Below are 15,257 nucleotides of genomic sequence, written 5' to 3'. Positions count from 1 at the left end.
TTATACTTCACGTCACTTCCAAGGTAAAAGCTTAGCGAATTAGGGGCAGTAAAGCCTTATAGTGAAAGGCTTTAAAACCTAGGGAGCAGCCGCCTTCAGGCGGCTGTGTATTGAAACATAGTAAAGAAGCACAAGATTTATCAAATGCAATGCAAACGCAAATTGCGTTATTGCAGGCGGATAAGTTAGCGTTGGATATTGCAAGAAGCAATGAAGAATTGGCAAAGTCTAAGGCTGAAAAGTTAAAACGAAATGAGATCAAAAAGCAGGCTCAACAACATAAAATAGATTGGAATTAAAAGTATGAAGAATTTATTTTTTATATTCTCAATGTTTCTTATGTCAGCGTGTAATGAAAAGACTTATACGGTAGATAATTTCATTAAAGACGATAAGTTGTTTAATGAATTTTATATTAAATGTGAAAATGGAGTTCTTCACGAACAACACATTAACTGTATAAATGTCAAAAAAGCACATATAAAGAAACATAAAGATAATCATAAAGTAAATTGGTAGAAAAAGGGGATTGTATGTCAGGTGTTTTTACTAAAGTTGATAGTTTTATTACATCTACTTTATCAGATGTAACTAAAATTATTGAAACTCAAATTAGTTCAAGTGTATCAACAATTCTGCTTGCTAGTGTTTCTTTATATATCTGTGTATATGGTTATATGGTTCTAGCAGCGAAAGTACAATCCCCTGTGTATGATTTGTTATGGAAGCTAGTAAGTTTAGCAATAATTGCAGCTTTCATAAAAAACTCTGGGGGGTATTAGATCTAGCCCATAGTGTTGTAGAAGGCAGCCGCCTTCAGGCGGCTGTGTATTGAAACCAGTAGGAAACCCTCACCGCAAAGACACTATACCCGCAGCCGCCTTCAGGCGGTTGTGTATTGAAACATCTTTGTAGTATTCATCTACTCTCAAATCTAAAGCCTCCGTCTTGGAATAGTTGAGTATTAAGTGATTACAGACCTTTTGTTTAAAACTATAGTTAACGCTAGATTCGCTTACAAATAATGTCTATAATGACTGTAAATTTAAACAGATGAAATAATGCTATGACGGATATTTCTGAATTACTTGATGGGTTGAATGATAAACAGCGTGAGGCGGTTGCGGCTCCCCTTGATAACTGTTTAGTGCTGGCTGGGGCGGGGAGCGGTAAGACCCGAGTATTAACTCACCGTATTGCTTGGTTGATGGCAGTAGAGAATATTTCTGAAGGGAGCATTATGGCGGTGACTTTTACCAATAAAGCCGCAGCGGAAATGCGCCATCGTATTCAAGAAACATTAGCCAAACATTCCCAACACAGTTTATTCGGAATGTGGATTGGCACTTTTCACAGCATTGCTCATCGTTTATTGCGTGCGCACCATTTAGATGTCGGTTTGCCGCAGGATTTCCAAATTTTGGATTCGGAAGATCAATTGCGTTTAGTTAAACGCTTACTAAAATTGCACAATTTTGATGAAAAAGCCTTTCCTCCCAAACAAGCTTGTTGGTACATCAATAATAAAAAAGATGAAGGTTTGCGCCCGCATGAGATCGAGGATTTTAACGATCGCCAAGAGCGTGAATGGATTAAAATTTATCAAATTTATCAAGATACCAGTGACCGTGCGGGATTAGTGGATTTTGCGGAGTTATTGATTCGTGCTTATGAATTATTTGAAAAAAAGCCACTGATTTTACAGCGTTACCAACAACGTTTTCAACATATTTTGGTAGATGAGTTTCAGGATACCAATAAAATTCAATATCAATGGATCAAAATCCTTGCCGGACAGAGCGGAAAAGTGATGGTAGTGGGGGATGATGATCAATCTATTTATGGTTGGCGTGGCGCACAAGTTGAAAATATTCAAAAATTCCTGAAAGATTTCAATGCCAAAACCATTCGTCTTGAACAAAATTACCGTTCTACCGCGAATATTTTAAATAGTGCAAATGAATTAATTGCCAATAATACGGATAGGCTTGGGAAAAATTTGTGGACGGAAGGGGAAAAAGGAGAGCCTGTTGGAATTTATGCCGCTTTTAATGAGCTGGACGAAGCCAAATTTGTGGCGTCGCAAATTCAGGATTGGGTGGATAACGGGGGAAAACTGGATGATTGTGCCGTGCTTTACCGTAGTAACAGTCAATCCCGCGTGATTGAGGAAGCTTTAATTCGTAGTCAAATTCCTTATCGGATTTATGGTGGGGTGAGATTCTTTGAACGCCAAGAAATTAAAGATGCCTTAGCCTATTTGCGTTTGATTAATAACCGACAAGATGATGCGGCATTTGAACGCGTGATTAATACGCCGGCACGAGGGATTGGCGACCGCACTTTGGATGTTTTACGAAATCTAACACGCGCACGTCAAATTACATTATGGCAGGCGATACAAGTTGCCATTCAAGAAAATATGCTTGCAGGACGAGCCGCCACCGCATTATTACGCTTTCAAGAATTAATTAATTCTTTGCAACAGGATACCTTTGAAATGCCGCTTTTTGCTCAAACGGATTTTGTGATTAAACATTCCGGTTTGTATGAAATGTATAAGCAGGAAAAGGGGGAAAAGGGCGAAGTGCGGATCGAAAACTTAGAAGAATTAGTCACTGCGACACGTGAATTTATAAAACCCGATGAGGCGGATGACATGACGGATCTTACTGCTTTTCTAACTCATGCCTCGCTTGAAGCGGGAGAGGAACAAGCTTCACCACATCAATCTTGTGTCGAAATGATGACATTGCATTCCGCAAAAGGATTGGAATTTCCCCGTGTATTTATCGTCGGCGTGGAAGAAGGTCTGTTTCCGAGTTTCCGCTCTTTTGAAGAGCCGGGGCGTTTGGAAGAAGAACGCCGTTTGGCGTATGTCGGTATTACCCGTGCAAAGAAAAAATTGACCATTTCCTATGCGGAGAGTCGTCGTTTATATGCAAAAGAAGAACGCCATCTCCCATCCCGTTTTATCGCAGAGTTACCGCGGGAATGTATCCAAGAAATTCGTTTGCGCGGAACGGTTACACGGGCAATGAATCTAGCGAAAGTGGGAACGCTGTCTCATTCGATAGAGAATGAAAACGGATGGAAAATGGGGCAAAAAGTGAAACATGAAAAGTTTGGTGTCGGTACGGTGATTAATGTTGAAGGGAGCGACAATAACACAAGATTACAAATTGCTTTCCAAGCCCAGGGCATTAAATGGCTGATTGCGCATTTGGCAAAGTTAGAAAAGATGTAATTCCCTTCTCATATTCCAACAAGACATAGCCAATAACCTTTAGTGATTTGGCAAAGTAAGCTAAAGTGCGGTAGAATCCGATAGATTTTTTATTTTACCTATTGGTTTTTTTGAAAAGTGCGGTGAATTTTGACCGCACTTTTTGTTAAGTGATTATCAACAAATTCCCATGTTTAAATTTATCTTCAAACGTATTTTGATGGTGATTCCAACTTTCATTGCCATTACTTTTGTCGCCTTTGCTCTCATCCATTTTATCCCGGGTGATCCGGTAGAAATTATGATGGGGGAACGGGGCTTAACGCCTGAGGTTCACCAGCAAATGATGCATCAATTAGGTTTAGATCTTCCTCTATATCAGCAATACTTCAACTATATTGGTAATGTGATTCAAGGGGATTTTGGCGCTTCATTTCGTACACAACAACCTGTTATTACCGAGTTTTTTACCCTTTTCCCGGCTACGGCTGAGTTGGCTTTTTTTGCGTTGCTTTGGTCGCTACTCGGTGGCGTGATACTCGGCACAATAGCTGCGGTGAAAAAAGACAGTTGGATTTCTCATGGAGTAACGACTATTTCACTGACCGGTTACTCGATGCCTATTTTTTGGTGGGGCTTGATTTTGATTTTATATGTGTCTCCTTCCCTTGGTTTACCGCAAGGGGGACGTTTAGAAAACGATTTTTGGATCGATACGCCAACAGGTTTTATGCTGATTGATAGTTGGCTTTCCGGTATACCGGGTGCGTTTGAAAATGCGCTGAAATCCTTGATTTTGCCTGCCATTGTATTAGGCACAATACCGCTTGCGATTATTACGAGGATGACCCGCTCCGCTATGTTGGAAGTATTAGGCGAAGATTATATTCGTACGGCTAAAGCAAAAGGGCTCAGTTATACACGTATTGTGATTGTACATGCGTTGCGTAACGCGTTGATTCCGGTCGTGACCGTGGTGGGATTAATTATCGGTCAATTACTTTCTGGTGCGGTATTGACGGAAACAATTTTCTCGTGGCCGGGTATTGGAAAATGGATTATTGATGCCATTCATGCACGGGATTATCCTGTGCTGCAAGGCGCCGTTTTAATTATTGCCACGATTATTATTGTGGTGAATTTAACTATTGATTTACTTTACGGCGTGGTAAATCCGCGTATTCGTCATTGATGTAGGAGAAAGAATGACAGACACAACTTCAATGTTAGTGCCTAGAACGCCTTTACAAGAATTTTGGTTTTATTTTAAGCAAAATCGAGGTGCGCTCATCGGGTTAATTTTTATTCTGGTTGTGGCATTTATCGGTATATTTGCTCCCTATATTGCCCCTTTTGACCCGGCTGAGCAAAATCGTACCGCACTATTATTGCCTCCCGCTTGGTATGAGGGCGGCAACGTGGCTTATTTACTTGGTACTGATGATATTGGTCGGGATATTCTTTCACGTATTATTTATGGTACCCGAATTTCAGTTTTTGCCGGCTTTGTCATCGTGATCCTTTCTTGTTTGTTGGGAACGAGCTTAGGATTGCTTGCCGGTTATTATGGTGGCGTATTGGATACGGTTATTGTGCGTTTAATTGATATTATGTTGGCAATTCCGAACTTATTGCTGACTATTGTCGTTGTTTCGATCTTAGAGCCTTCTTTACTGAATGCAACCTTGGCTATTGCGGTGGTATCTATTCCAAGCTATATTCGTTTAACCCGGGCAGCAGTGATGAATGAAAAAAATCGGGATTATGTAACCTCATCTAAAGTAGCGGGCGCGGGGGTATTACGCTTAATGTTTATTGTGATTTTACCTAACTGCTTAGCCCCGCTTATTGTACAAATGACAATGGGGATTTCTAACGCTATTTTAGAACTTGCCACGCTGGGTTTCCTTGGTATTGGAGCTAAACCACCGACACCGGAATTAGGCACCATGCTTTCCGAAGCACGGAGTTTTATGCAGGCAGCTAACTGGTTGGTAACGATTCCGGGCTTGGTGATTTTATCTTTGGTACTCGCCTTTAATTTAATGGGCGATGGTCTGCGTGATGCACTCGATCCAAAACTTAAACAATAAGGGGGCGGAATGGCATTATTGGAAGTAAAAGCGCTTTCTGTTCAGTTTGGTGATAAAACTACACCTTTTAACGCGGTGGATCGTGTAAGTTATCAAGTAGAGCAAGGCGAAGTCTTGGGCATTGTCGGGGAATCAGGTTCCGGTAAATCGGTGAGTTCTTTAGCGATTATGGGATTAATTGATTATCCGGGACGGGTTTTTGCAGATTCTTTAGCATTTGAAGATAAAGATTTATTAACCCTGAGTGACAAAGACAAACGCGCCCTGATTGGTGCGGATATGGCAATGATTTTCCAAGATCCGATGACCAGCCTGAATCCTGCCTATACAGTAGGGTTCCAAATTATGGAGGCACTAAAAGTTCATGAGGGCGGTTTAAAAAAATCACGTCGTCAGCGTACCTTGGAATTATTGCGTTTAGTAGGGATTCCGGATGCGGAATCACGTATAGATGTTTATCCCCACCAACTTTCCGGCGGAATGAGTCAGCGCGTGATGATTGCGATGGCAATTGCTTGTAAGCCGAAACTATTGATTGCCGATGAGCCGACCACTGCATTAGATGTGACGATTCAAGCGCAAATTATGGATCTATTACTCGATTTACAGAAAAAAGAATGTATGTCGTTAATTTTAATTACCCATGATCTTGCACTTGTTGCCGAAGCGGCGCATCGCATTATTGTGATGTATGCCGGTCAAGTCGTCGAAGAAGGGCGGGCAGAGGATATTTTTCGTGAACCCAAACATCCTTATACCCAAGAATTATTGCGATCTTTACCTGAATTTGCGGAAGGTAAATCTCGTTTGCAATCTTTACCGGGTGTCGTGCCGGGAAAATATGATCGTCCGAACGGTTGTTTGTTAAATCCTCGTTGCCCTTATGCCACAGAACATTGTCGCCAAGTTGAGCCGGAATTACATCACATGGCTGATCGTAAAGTGAAATGCCATACCCCACTAAATATAGCGGGTGAGCCGGTTGAATGGAGTAAAGGAGAATAATCAATGACGAATTATATCAAAGAGCATGCTCCTTTACTGAATGCGATAGGGTTAAAAAAATATTATCCGGTTAAAAAAGGCCTATTTACAAAAACTCAGCAAGTGAAAGCCTTGGATGGTGTCTCTTTTCAATTAGAAAGAGGTAAAACTCTTGCGGTAGTAGGAGAATCCGGTTGTGGCAAATCCACATTAGGGCGTTTGCTTGCCATGATTGAAGCGCCTACTGAGGGGGAGCTGTATTACAAGGGACAGAATTTTTTAGAAAATAATTCGGCAACGAAAGCCTTACGGCGTAAGAAAATTCAAATTGTTTTCCAAAATCCTTATGCCTCATTAAATCCACGTAAAAAAATTGGCGCTATTTTGGAAGAACCTTTAATTATCAACACGAAACTTTCTGCTAAAGAACGGAAAGAAAAAGTGCTTTCTATGATGGCAAAAGTGGGATTACGTGCAGAATTTTATGATCGCTATCCTCATATGTTTTCCGGCGGACAGCGTCAGCGTATTGCTATTGCGCGCGGTTTAATGTTAGAGCCGGATATTGTCGTAGCGGATGAACCGGTGTCTGCCCTTGATGTCTCGGTGCGTGCACAAGTATTAAATCTTATGATGGATTTACAAGATGAATTGGGATTGTCTTATGTATTTATTTCTCACGATCTTTCCGTGGTGGAACACATTGCCGATGAAGTCATGGTGATGTATTTGGGGCGTTGTGTGGAAAAAGGTACAACGGCACAAATTTTTTCCAATCCTCAACATCCCTATACGCAGGCTTTACTTTCTGCCACACCACGCCTCTCGCCCGATTTACGCCGTGAACGTATAAAATTAGTCGGGGAATTACCAAGCCCGATTAATCCGCCGCAAGGCTGTGCTTTTAACCCGCGTTGTTGGAAAGCAACAGAAAAATGCCGTGAAGAAAGACCGATATTATCGCAGTATCCTGATGGTAAATTGATTGCTTGTTTTCATATTGATTAGTAAAACAAGCCGAGAAATAACCGCACTTTAAGTAAAAGTGCGGTTGTTTTTTATTTAAGGGGCTTTGGGGGACTACGTAGCAATAAAATTGAGAAAATTAATTTTAGAAGTTTAAAGATTTTGCGATTCGCAATTCCCTTGGTTTCCTAATCTGAATCGGCTTTTTGTTTTGCCAGCCAAATACTTAATGCCAGCCACAGCAAGCAAAGCGGTACACTAATCCAAGCGATAGTGGATAAACTTAAGCTTAGTGTGTTTAAGCCCGCATAGCTCCAACTTCCGATTTGATCTCCGGTTCGGTAAATGACGGTATCAATGACATTCTTGGCTTTGTAACGATCTTCACGGTTTAAACGTGTGAATAATACTTCCCGAGCGGGGCGGGTGAAAGCAAAATTACTCACTCGTCTTGTTACCTGGATAATCACAAATATCGCGACCGTTGGATAAATGGCTAACATTGCAAAACTGACACTGCTTAACAACGGTAGCATTGCCAGTACGGGAAGGATGCCTAAATATTTCATCATTCTGCCGGTTAAACCCAGTTGGAAAATTAGGGTTAAACCATTTACCCATAAATCAATATTGGCGAAAAAGGCGGTACGTTCTGCCCGGTTTAAAAAGTGATTGTTTACAATTTCAGCTTGTTGAAAGTAAAGTACAGTGGAAGTCATGGAGTAGCACAGAATAAAGGCAGAAATTCCAAGTAAGTAAGGCGATTGGAAAGTACGTGTTAAACCTGATAGCACACTACCGCCAATTTCCACTCTTTCAGTATAACCTCGATGAATCTCTGGTGAGCTTAAACGGGAAACCTGTTTTGCCGATTGCACAGCAATTTCGAGTAAGAGAAGGGCTATCGTTAAGAATACATATTGACTTAAATTATCTGCCAATCCAGAGATAAACGCCGAACCAGTCATACCACCAAGGGTTGCACCTGTTGTTAACAAACCGAATAGGCGTTTGCTTTGCTCTGTGCTGAATACATCGCTCATCAGTGACCAAAATACGGATACTACAAACAAGTTAAATACCGATACCCAGATAAAGAAGATTCTGCCCGTCCAAATAAGAATTTCACCATTAGCAGCGTACATTAAATAGGCAAAAATCAATAAGTTCAGCATAAAAAAGCGGTAAGCTATAGCGATAAATTTTTCTCGTTTCCAACATTTTACCAAATAGGCATAGCAAGGGGTCAGCACCAACATTGCAATTAATGTTCCTGTAAATAGCCACGGCAAATTTCTGACACCGCCGGTTGCCCCTAATTCATCTCGAATAGGACGTAAGCTGTAATAGGCTAAAAAGAGGGTGAATACATAAAGCCAAGACCAAGCCAATGTTTTGATTTCATTGGGTTTGATATCTACAAATTTTTGTAAAAGATTGTTCATTTACTTTCCGTTTATCAATAAAAGAGCGGTCGGTTTTTCGGTTAAATTTGCGATATTATGTAACAGTTGCAAAAACCTAAATTTTATCTCATAGGTAGGGACATCACGCTGGCGTCCGTCATACAACCTTTTAAAAGCATTTAATTTTTACGGACGCCGGCGTGACGTCCCTACATTTTCTTTAAATTGTGCATTTGCGACATAATGCCGTTAAATTTTTGAAATTACATCGAAAAATGACCGCTATACAGAGAGAGGATTATTGGCAAAAATCAGCCAATAGCCGATCAATTTCCGCAAAAGCTTCCGTTAAAACACCATTTTCAGAGCGTATCGCCGTACCTTGAGCCCGTGCGATGTAAAAAGCATCAAAGCCCATCATATTGATAAACATTTCTTTTAAGTACATTCGACTAAACTCAAGGGGCGTGTAGCGGTCATTATTGGTATAAATTGAACCGCTTGATTGCAAAAGGAAAACTTTGCGTCCATCAGTCATCAAATCTTCAGAACCGGAGGCTGTATAACGGAATGTTTCACGAGCAATGAAAATGTTATCCATGTCATCTTTTAATTTAGATGGAATATTGAAGTTATATAACGGCATCGCAATAACAATACGCTTATGGGATTTAAATTGCATCAAAATCTCTTGCATTTTGACCGCTCTTTCTTGTTGCGCTAAGGTTAATTCTGCACCTGCCATTTTTTGTGAAAATAATGTCAATGTTTCATTGTCTAAACGAGGAACATCCGTTTCGGCTAAACTAATGATCGTGATTTGCTCATTCGGATTAAGTTTAGCCCACTGTTCTACAAAGTAATTTTGTAGTTTCCGTGTATAGTTTGGTAGGTGAAATTGTGGATGAGCATTAATCAACAATGTTTTCATATTATTGTCCTGTCTCATTATTTATGGGATTTCCATTCTGGCACTACTTTTTGGAATTTACTGAGGTCAATCATCGGGCTTTCTTCTGCAATATTATATAAGCCGTTTAAATCGGCTTTAACTGCCTTGACAATAGCATCTACTGCTATGTCCACATTAACAGACGGATAGCCTTCAATTGGCGCATCAAACCCTGATTTACCGCCATATAACCAACCAAAACGTAAAACGACAGGGGTAAATTTACCTGCCAGAGTACGCATTTCAACTTCCTTTAATGCTTTAACCGATTCACCGTAAATAGGATCATCTTCTCCCACTAATACATCCGTTTCAGTAATTTTCTTGTCTGTTGGGAAGTAGTATAAGAAACTTTGGTTAATGAATTTTTTTACACCTGCTTTTTCTGCTGCGGCAACGAGATTTTTTGTACCCTCTACACGTACTTTGGCATCACGTTTTAATCCTTCGGGCATTTCTGATTCTTTTAAACCTTTAGGCAATGAAGAAACTTGGTTAATGACGACATCAGGTTTTACATTCGCAATGGCTTTTTCCACAGCTTTTGCATCAAAGACATCAAGCACCACAGGTTTTACTCCGTTGACTTCTAATGCTTTTGCACGATCTGCACTACGACTTGTTCCATAAACTGTATGCCCTGCTTCAACCAGTGCTTTACCCAAAGGTTCACCGACTACCCCTGTTGCGCCTGCTAAGAAAATAGTTTCGGCAAGTGCCGAAGTGGATATTGTTAAGCTAAACGTGAGGGCAATTAGACTTTTTTTCATTTTGTTTTCCTTTTGTTAAAATTTTAGCGATAGATGTTATTACAATATATCCCCTTAATTCGCATACTTTATTTATAAAAGTCGGATAATGAACAAAAATTATCTCTATTTTCTGTATAAGTTCATTTTGTTCTAAATTAAAAGTCGCCTAAAATGGCTTCGTTTGTATGATAAATTACATGATTAGAGAAATTTATGGCACTAGATAAACTAGAGGTGATGCAGGCATTTTGTCGAATTGTGGAGACCGGCAATTTCAAAAATGCCTCGGAAGATTTAAATATCGCCACAACAACGCTATCAGGGCAAATTCAAAGTCTTGAAAATCATTTAGGTATTAAATTGTTGCATCGTACTACACGTCGGGTTTCACCTACTGCAGACGGCTTACAATATTATCAACGAATCCTACCGCTTTTAGATGAAATTGAAGAAATTAATCGGGAAATTCAACAGCAAAATCATATATCCGGTTTACTGAAAGTTGAAATGCCTTCGCCTATTGCGGATCATCTTATCGTACCGAATTTGCCCTCATTTTTGCAGAAATACCCTAATTTACGCTTTGAAATTGGCAGTAGTGAACGAGTAGTTGATCTTATCAATGAAGGTGTCGATTGTGCCATTCGCGGTGGTGTGATTACGGATGATAGCCTTGTGGTAAAGATGATTGGGCAAATGCCGTTCTGTTTATGCGCCACACCTGATTATTTACGCCAACATATGCCGATTACTAACGCAGAAGATTTAGAGCAACATAGTTATTTAGCATTTAAATTTGCTGCAACGGGCAAAGTAGCGAAAGTTTATGTTGCAGCGGAAGTGATAAATCAAGTTAAAGATGACATGCTTTTCCATAAAACGCCCGATCAAACTTATAATAATGCCCAAACCTATTATCGTGCTTTATTGGCGGGACTAGGCATAGGCTACGCCCCAAAAGCGTTTGCCGCACCTTATTTGGCCTCGGGCGAGTTAGTTGAAATTTTAAAAGATTATCCACTTCAAGCGATGCCGCTGAGTTTTGTTTACCCTTATTCTCGCTACACGCCAAAGCGAGTAAAAATATTTTTGGAATGGGTTGAGGAACTGATTGAACGACATTCTGTATGGCAGAAGGAAAAGTAAAAGTGCGGTTGTTTTTTTAAGGGTTTTTCAGTGGATAACGAGATTGGAAAATAGTGAAAATGGTTAATCCAATAACCCCCAGCAGCGCGCCGCTAAATCCGATATATTCCAATCCGACATAATTCATGATTTGGCTGCCTAATAACGCACCGGCACCGATCCCTGCATTAAATATGCCCGAATAGATTGCCGTAGCCACATCGGTGGCGTCCGGTGCAAGTTTTAGTACGTGCATTTGCAAAGCAAGTCCAATACAGGAAATTCCGATTCCCCAGAGGAAAGCGAGGGTGAATATTGTGGCAGTATAGAGGGTTGAGCCGAGTAAAAGTGTGAGTGAGACAATGAATAATCCCATTGCACTTAGAACAAATTTTTTTGGGTTAAAGCGGTATAACCGATTGAACAGTAAACTTGCACTAATGCCTGACAAGCCAAATACGAGGAGAATCATTGTGGTGAGATTTGGTGCGAATTGCCCGATTTGAATCATAAAAGGCTCAATATAGGTGTAGGCGGTAAAATGCGCGGAAATGATGAGCGCCGTTGTGATATAAAGCCAGATTAATAAGGGACGTTTAGCAAGGACAGGTAAACTGGCAAGTGAACCGGCATTTTTACTTGGAAGCCGAGGCAAAAGACGAATAATTAAGAACATTGCCACTAATGCTAAGGCAGCAATAATGGCGAAAGTGACCCGCCATCCGACAAGCTGACCGATTAAGCGCCCGAGAGGTAAGCCTAAGATCGTGGCAAGGGATGAACCAATCGCAAGCATACCGAGTGCTTGCGTTTTTTTATTTTTAGGGGAGATTCGCATCACAAGGGAGGCGGTGATAGACCAAAAAACAGCATGGGATAATGCAATACACATACGGGCAATCAGCAATACCCAAAAATTCCACGCAATCACAGAGAGGATATGTCCAATAATAAAAATTACAAAAAGTTTAATGAGTAAACTTTTTCGTTCCATTTTTCCTGTCGCAAGCATTGCCGGTAAAGACATCACCAGCACAGTCCAAGCATAGACCGTCATCATGAGGCCGGTTTCTGCGGTTTGCATCTCAAAACTTTGAGCGATATCTGTCAGTAATGCAACCGGCACAAATTCTGTCGTATTAAAAATAAACGCAGCGCAAGCCATGATAATGACCCGCCAATATTGGATTTTTTCAGCTTGTTGGTAAAAGGACATTATTTCAATTTTTCTTTAATGAGATTTTTTAACTGTTTCCGAAAATCTTTATTCAATTCCAGTTTGTACTGGGGAGAATAGCAACTATCAAAAAAGCGAATAGGCAATTTCAGCTTTTTATATTTCTCGTTTGTCGCGGAGAGCGTGAGATTAATATCGCATTGCATTGTGTGTAAATCAATCGCACCATTGCCTTCACCTAAAAGTGCGGGTGTTTTTAGGCTGATTTTATTGACGGTTAATAAATTATTTTCCAGACTCAGTGATGAAATAGCGGTTTGATAGGGGGTGTTCATACTTTTCCCTTGTAATAATTCATCATTGTAATTAATTGGGAAATATTGTGACAGCAGATCCAGTAAATTTATTCCTAAAAGTTCCCCGTCTCGAGCATTAAAATCAAATTGCCCTTGCATTAATTCTGAATTGGAAAAAGTCAGCTGAATATTAAAATCCGTTGTGCCGGTCATTGTATTAGGAAAGCTTAATAGGGTGAGTAAGCGCTCCATAGGAAAATTTTTACCGGAAAATTTGACCGCACTTTCTTGTGCAAGACTATTGAATTTTAGCACGGCTAAACAATCAGTGGTGCAGGCCGGCTTGATGTAGGCTGCCAGTATTTTATACGGTTTAGAAAAATCAGCGTGCACTTCAATATACCCTAATGTTTGCTCATTGAGTTTTGCTCTTTCAATTTGGATTAATGATTCTTTATCTTGTCGAAGGGCAATATTTGCTTTATTAAAGGAGAAATCGAATGTTGTATTTTTTCCATAAATCGGTTTTTCAAGTTCAATAGAGATTCGATTTTCTCCGTTAAAGGAAATACTTTTTGCCAATAATTTTTTCAGTGAAAAATCTGAAAGTTGTAGAGTTATTTTCGCTGAATTGAGGGAGTTTTCACCGAATTTAGCTTGATTTATTATGAGTTGTTCAAATTTTGGCTCGCCGAGAATTAACGGTAAAAATGCCAATTTTCCCTCAATCCGTTTGAGGGACATCTCATGAAACCTCAGTTGCTCAATAGAAAAATAAGGTTGAGGAATGAGATTGAACTCAAGGGATTTTACTTGAATATTGTGTTGGGCTAATTGGTCGGTGAGCTGTGTTTTGGCTTGTTGAAGTTGGATGTAGAAAAAAGCAAAGATCGCAACAAGCACGATCAACAGGCTTATTGCGATCTTTTTCATTTATTTATCCTCATCAATGCGACTTGCCACAGCCGTTTGTTGGTTTCTATATTTCGCATCTTTACGGCGGTTGTAAGGGCGGGCAGCCTCTCCGCTTAATACTTCAAAACTTAGCGCACCGATAATCATATTGGGGCGCAATGCTAAAGGCAATTTGCCGGAATTATAAAATTCTAGGACGATTTTTCCTTCCCAACCCGGATCAATACGGTGTGCTGTTACATGAACCATTAAGCCTAGACGGGCGAGGGAAGAGCGACCATCCAACCAACCAATAATATTTGCCGGTAATTTGACGGATTCTAACGTAGTCGCCAGTGCCAATACACCGGGATGTAGAAAAAAGGCTTCGTTGTCAGGGATGATAATTTCATCGCTCATGACCGATTCTAATTGTGCAGATACTTCTTCTTTAGGGCCGCTTAAATCAATATAAGGTGCAGAATGTTCGCGAAATACCCGGAAGGAATTGCCTAAACGGACATCAATGGTTGCACCGTTAATTTTGTCGTTAGCAGGTCGGGGGGTTAAAGAAATAATGCCATCATCAAGATAGCGTTCGATATCGGTATCACAAAGACGCATAATTTCTCCTATTTTTGATTTAATAAATGAAGAATTTGAGCTTTTAGCATATTGATCGCAATGCGATTTTTACCGCCGCGAGGAATGACAATATCGGCGTATTGTTTAGACGGTTCAATAAATTGTAAGAACATTGGACGTACCGTTGAACGGTATTGATCAATAACGGATTGAAGCGAGCGACCGCGTTCTTCCATATCACGTTGCAAGCGGCGAATAAAACAAATATCAAGCGGTGTATCAACAAATACGGAAATATCCGCGAGTTGGCGTACACGCTCATCCGTGAGTAATAAAATACCTTCTAAAATAACGATACGTTTAGGTGTGAAGTGAGTTGTTTCAGCCGTTCGGGTATGTTCTACATAACTATAAACGGGAATATTCACCGCTTTATTGGCTTTTAAATCTTTTAAATGTTGAATGAGTAAATCACGATCCATGGAGTTGGGGTGATCATAATTGGTTTTTACTCGTTCGCTCATTTCTAAATGGCTTTGATCTTTGTAGTAGCTATCTTCTGTGATGATGCCGATTTGTTGGCAACCCAATTCATTACATAATTCTTTATGAACGGTGGAAGCAATGGAACTTTTTCCTGAGGCGGAGGCGCCGGTGATAGCAATAATGATACAAGATGAATCTGGCATAAATATAACCTGAAAACTGACAAATTCCCTGAATTATAAAGAAAAGTGCGGTCAATTTCACCTTTATTTTCAGTATCAATTTGCAAAATTGTGAGGATTATCACGGTATTAT

Annotated in this window: 16 protein-coding genes; 9 read left to right on the top strand and 7 right to left on the bottom strand. The window is 40.2% G+C overall.

Going from position 1 to position 15,257, the window contains the following annotated elements; genetic code table 11:
* Positions 1 to 110 precede the first annotated feature (110 nt).
* From PNEUHYL_RS08695 to PNEUHYL_RS08660, 8 genes are all read left to right on the top strand, one after another.
* Complete coding sequence (locus PNEUHYL_RS08695) at positions 111 to 299, top strand: hypothetical protein (protein WP_059367258.1); 189 nt, start codon at positions 111 to 113, stop codon at positions 297 to 299.
* 4 nt (positions 300 to 303) lie between these two features.
* Positions 304 to 519: an EexN family lipoprotein gene (locus PNEUHYL_RS13985; protein ID WP_059367254.1), complete on the top strand. Its 216-nt coding sequence runs from the start codon at positions 304 to 306 to the stop codon at positions 517 to 519.
* Between the two features lie 14 nt (positions 520 to 533).
* The gene (locus tag PNEUHYL_RS08685) at positions 534 to 782 is read left to right on the top strand and encodes a type IV secretion system protein (RefSeq protein ID WP_059367251.1); all 249 of its coding nucleotides are present in this window, start codon (positions 534 to 536) and stop codon (positions 780 to 782) included.
* Between the two features lie 284 nt (positions 783 to 1,066).
* On the top strand, positions 1,067 to 3,247 hold the full coding sequence (gene uvrD, locus PNEUHYL_RS08680) for a DNA helicase II (protein WP_059367247.1): 2,181 nt from the start codon (positions 1,067 to 1,069) through the stop codon (positions 3,245 to 3,247).
* Positions 3,248 to 3,416: 169 nt separating this feature from the next.
* Positions 3,417 to 4,418 carry an ABC transporter permease subunit gene (locus PNEUHYL_RS08675; protein ID WP_059367245.1) on the top strand — a complete coding sequence of 334 codons (1,002 nt, stop codon included), beginning with the start codon at positions 3,417 to 3,419 and terminating at the stop codon, positions 4,416 to 4,418.
* 13 nt (positions 4,419 to 4,431) lie between these two features.
* Complete coding sequence (locus PNEUHYL_RS08670) at positions 4,432 to 5,319, top strand: ABC transporter permease subunit (protein ID WP_059367243.1); 888 nt, start codon at positions 4,432 to 4,434, stop codon at positions 5,317 to 5,319.
* A gap of 9 nt (positions 5,320 to 5,328) precedes the next feature.
* Positions 5,329 to 6,324 carry a dipeptide ABC transporter ATP-binding protein gene (gene dppD, locus PNEUHYL_RS08665; protein WP_059367241.1) on the top strand — a complete coding sequence of 332 codons (996 nt, stop codon included), beginning with the start codon at positions 5,329 to 5,331 and terminating at the stop codon, positions 6,322 to 6,324.
* Between the two features lie 3 nt (positions 6,325 to 6,327).
* Complete coding sequence (locus tag PNEUHYL_RS08660) at positions 6,328 to 7,311, top strand: peptide ABC transporter ATP-binding protein (RefSeq protein ID WP_059367239.1); 984 nt, start codon at positions 6,328 to 6,330, stop codon at positions 7,309 to 7,311.
* Positions 7,312 to 7,457: 146 nt separating this feature from the next.
* Here PNEUHYL_RS08660 and PNEUHYL_RS08655 read toward each other — a convergent pair whose 3' ends face one another.
* The 3 genes from PNEUHYL_RS08655 to PNEUHYL_RS08645 form a co-directional block, all read right to left on the bottom strand.
* Positions 7,458 to 8,714: an NTP/NDP exchange transporter gene (locus tag PNEUHYL_RS08655; RefSeq protein ID WP_059367237.1), complete on the bottom strand. Its 1,257-nt coding sequence runs from the start codon at positions 8,712 to 8,714 to the stop codon at positions 7,458 to 7,460.
* Between the two features lie 259 nt (positions 8,715 to 8,973).
* Positions 8,974 to 9,606: an FMN-dependent NADH-azoreductase gene (locus PNEUHYL_RS08650; protein WP_059367235.1), complete on the bottom strand. Its 633-nt coding sequence runs from the start codon at positions 9,604 to 9,606 to the stop codon at positions 8,974 to 8,976.
* 17 nt (positions 9,607 to 9,623) lie between these two features.
* Positions 9,624 to 10,397, bottom strand: coding sequence for an NAD-dependent epimerase/dehydratase family protein (locus tag PNEUHYL_RS08645; protein ID WP_059367233.1), 774 nt, complete (start codon positions 10,395 to 10,397; stop codon positions 9,624 to 9,626).
* Positions 10,398 to 10,592: 195 nt separating this feature from the next.
* Here PNEUHYL_RS08645 and PNEUHYL_RS08640 point away from each other — a divergent pair, with 195 nt between their 5' ends.
* Positions 10,593 to 11,525 carry a LysR family transcriptional regulator gene (locus PNEUHYL_RS08640; RefSeq protein ID WP_069029788.1) on the top strand — a complete coding sequence of 311 codons (933 nt, stop codon included), beginning with the start codon at positions 10,593 to 10,595 and terminating at the stop codon, positions 11,523 to 11,525.
* Between the two features lie 16 nt (positions 11,526 to 11,541).
* Here PNEUHYL_RS08640 and PNEUHYL_RS08635 read toward each other — a convergent pair whose 3' ends face one another.
* The 4 genes from PNEUHYL_RS08635 to udk are packed head-to-tail and all read right to left on the bottom strand — an operon-like array spanning position 11,542 to position 15,145.
* Positions 11,542 to 12,720 carry a sugar transporter gene (locus tag PNEUHYL_RS08635; RefSeq protein ID WP_059367232.1) on the bottom strand — a complete coding sequence of 393 codons (1,179 nt, stop codon included), beginning with the start codon at positions 12,718 to 12,720 and terminating at the stop codon, positions 11,542 to 11,544.
* Positions 12,720 to 13,910, bottom strand: a complete 1,191-nt coding sequence (locus PNEUHYL_RS08630; RefSeq protein WP_059367230.1) for an AsmA-like C-terminal region-containing protein — start codon at positions 13,908 to 13,910, stop codon at positions 12,720 to 12,722. The genes PNEUHYL_RS08635 and PNEUHYL_RS08630 overlap by 1 nt, the downstream gene beginning before the upstream one ends.
* Positions 13,911 to 14,495: a dCTP deaminase gene (gene dcd / locus PNEUHYL_RS08625; protein ID WP_059367227.1), complete on the bottom strand. Its 585-nt coding sequence runs from the start codon at positions 14,493 to 14,495 to the stop codon at positions 13,911 to 13,913.
* Positions 14,496 to 14,503: 8 nt separating this feature from the next.
* On the bottom strand, positions 14,504 to 15,145 hold the full coding sequence (gene udk / locus PNEUHYL_RS08620) for a uridine kinase (RefSeq protein ID WP_059367226.1): 642 nt from the start codon (positions 15,143 to 15,145) through the stop codon (positions 14,504 to 14,506).
* Positions 15,146 to 15,257 lie beyond the last annotated feature (112 nt).

Origin of the sequence: Rodentibacter caecimuris, assembly GCF_001019715.1 — a bacterium.
Classification (GTDB): domain Bacteria; phylum Pseudomonadota; class Gammaproteobacteria; order Enterobacterales; family Pasteurellaceae; genus Rodentibacter; species Rodentibacter caecimuris.
Note: the sequence above shows the minus strand (reverse complement) of the source record. Positions and strands in the feature narration are given on the sequence as shown.

Coding starts and splice junctions, on each gene's coding strand:
- PNEUHYL_RS13985 (WP_059367254.1), top strand. CDS start 304: ATGAAGAATTTATTTTTTATATTCTCAATGTTTCTTATGTCAGCGTGT.
- PNEUHYL_RS08685 (WP_059367251.1), top strand. CDS start 534: ATGTCAGGTGTTTTTACTAAAGTTGATAGTTTTATTACATCTACTTTA.
- uvrD (WP_059367247.1), top strand. CDS start 1,067: ATGACGGATATTTCTGAATTACTTGATGGGTTGAATGATAAACAGCGT.
- PNEUHYL_RS08675 (WP_059367245.1), top strand. CDS start 3,417: ATGTTTAAATTTATCTTCAAACGTATTTTGATGGTGATTCCAACTTTC.
- PNEUHYL_RS08670 (WP_059367243.1), top strand. CDS start 4,432: ATGACAGACACAACTTCAATGTTAGTGCCTAGAACGCCTTTACAAGAA.
- dppD (WP_059367241.1), top strand. CDS start 5,329: ATGGCATTATTGGAAGTAAAAGCGCTTTCTGTTCAGTTTGGTGATAAA.
- PNEUHYL_RS08660 (WP_059367239.1), top strand. CDS start 6,328: ATGACGAATTATATCAAAGAGCATGCTCCTTTACTGAATGCGATAGGG.
- PNEUHYL_RS08655 (WP_059367237.1), bottom strand. CDS start 8,714: ATGAACAATCTTTTACAAAAATTTGTAGATATCAAACCCAATGAAATC.
- PNEUHYL_RS08650 (WP_059367235.1), bottom strand. CDS start 9,606: ATGAAAACATTGTTGATTAATGCTCATCCACAATTTCACCTACCAAAC.
- PNEUHYL_RS08645 (WP_059367233.1), bottom strand. CDS start 10,397: ATGAAAAAAAGTCTAATTGCCCTCACGTTTAGCTTAACAATATCCACT.
- PNEUHYL_RS08640 (WP_069029788.1), top strand. CDS start 10,593: ATGGCACTAGATAAACTAGAGGTGATGCAGGCATTTTGTCGAATTGTG.
- PNEUHYL_RS08635 (WP_059367232.1), bottom strand. CDS start 12,720: ATGTCCTTTTACCAACAAGCTGAAAAAATCCAATATTGGCGGGTCATT.
- PNEUHYL_RS08630 (WP_059367230.1), bottom strand. CDS start 13,910: ATGAAAAAGATCGCAATAAGCCTGTTGATCGTGCTTGTTGCGATCTTT.
- dcd (WP_059367227.1), bottom strand. CDS start 14,495: ATGCGTCTTTGTGATACCGATATCGAACGCTATCTTGATGATGGCATT.
- udk (WP_059367226.1), bottom strand. CDS start 15,145: ATGCCAGATTCATCTTGTATCATTATTGCTATCACCGGCGCCTCCGCC.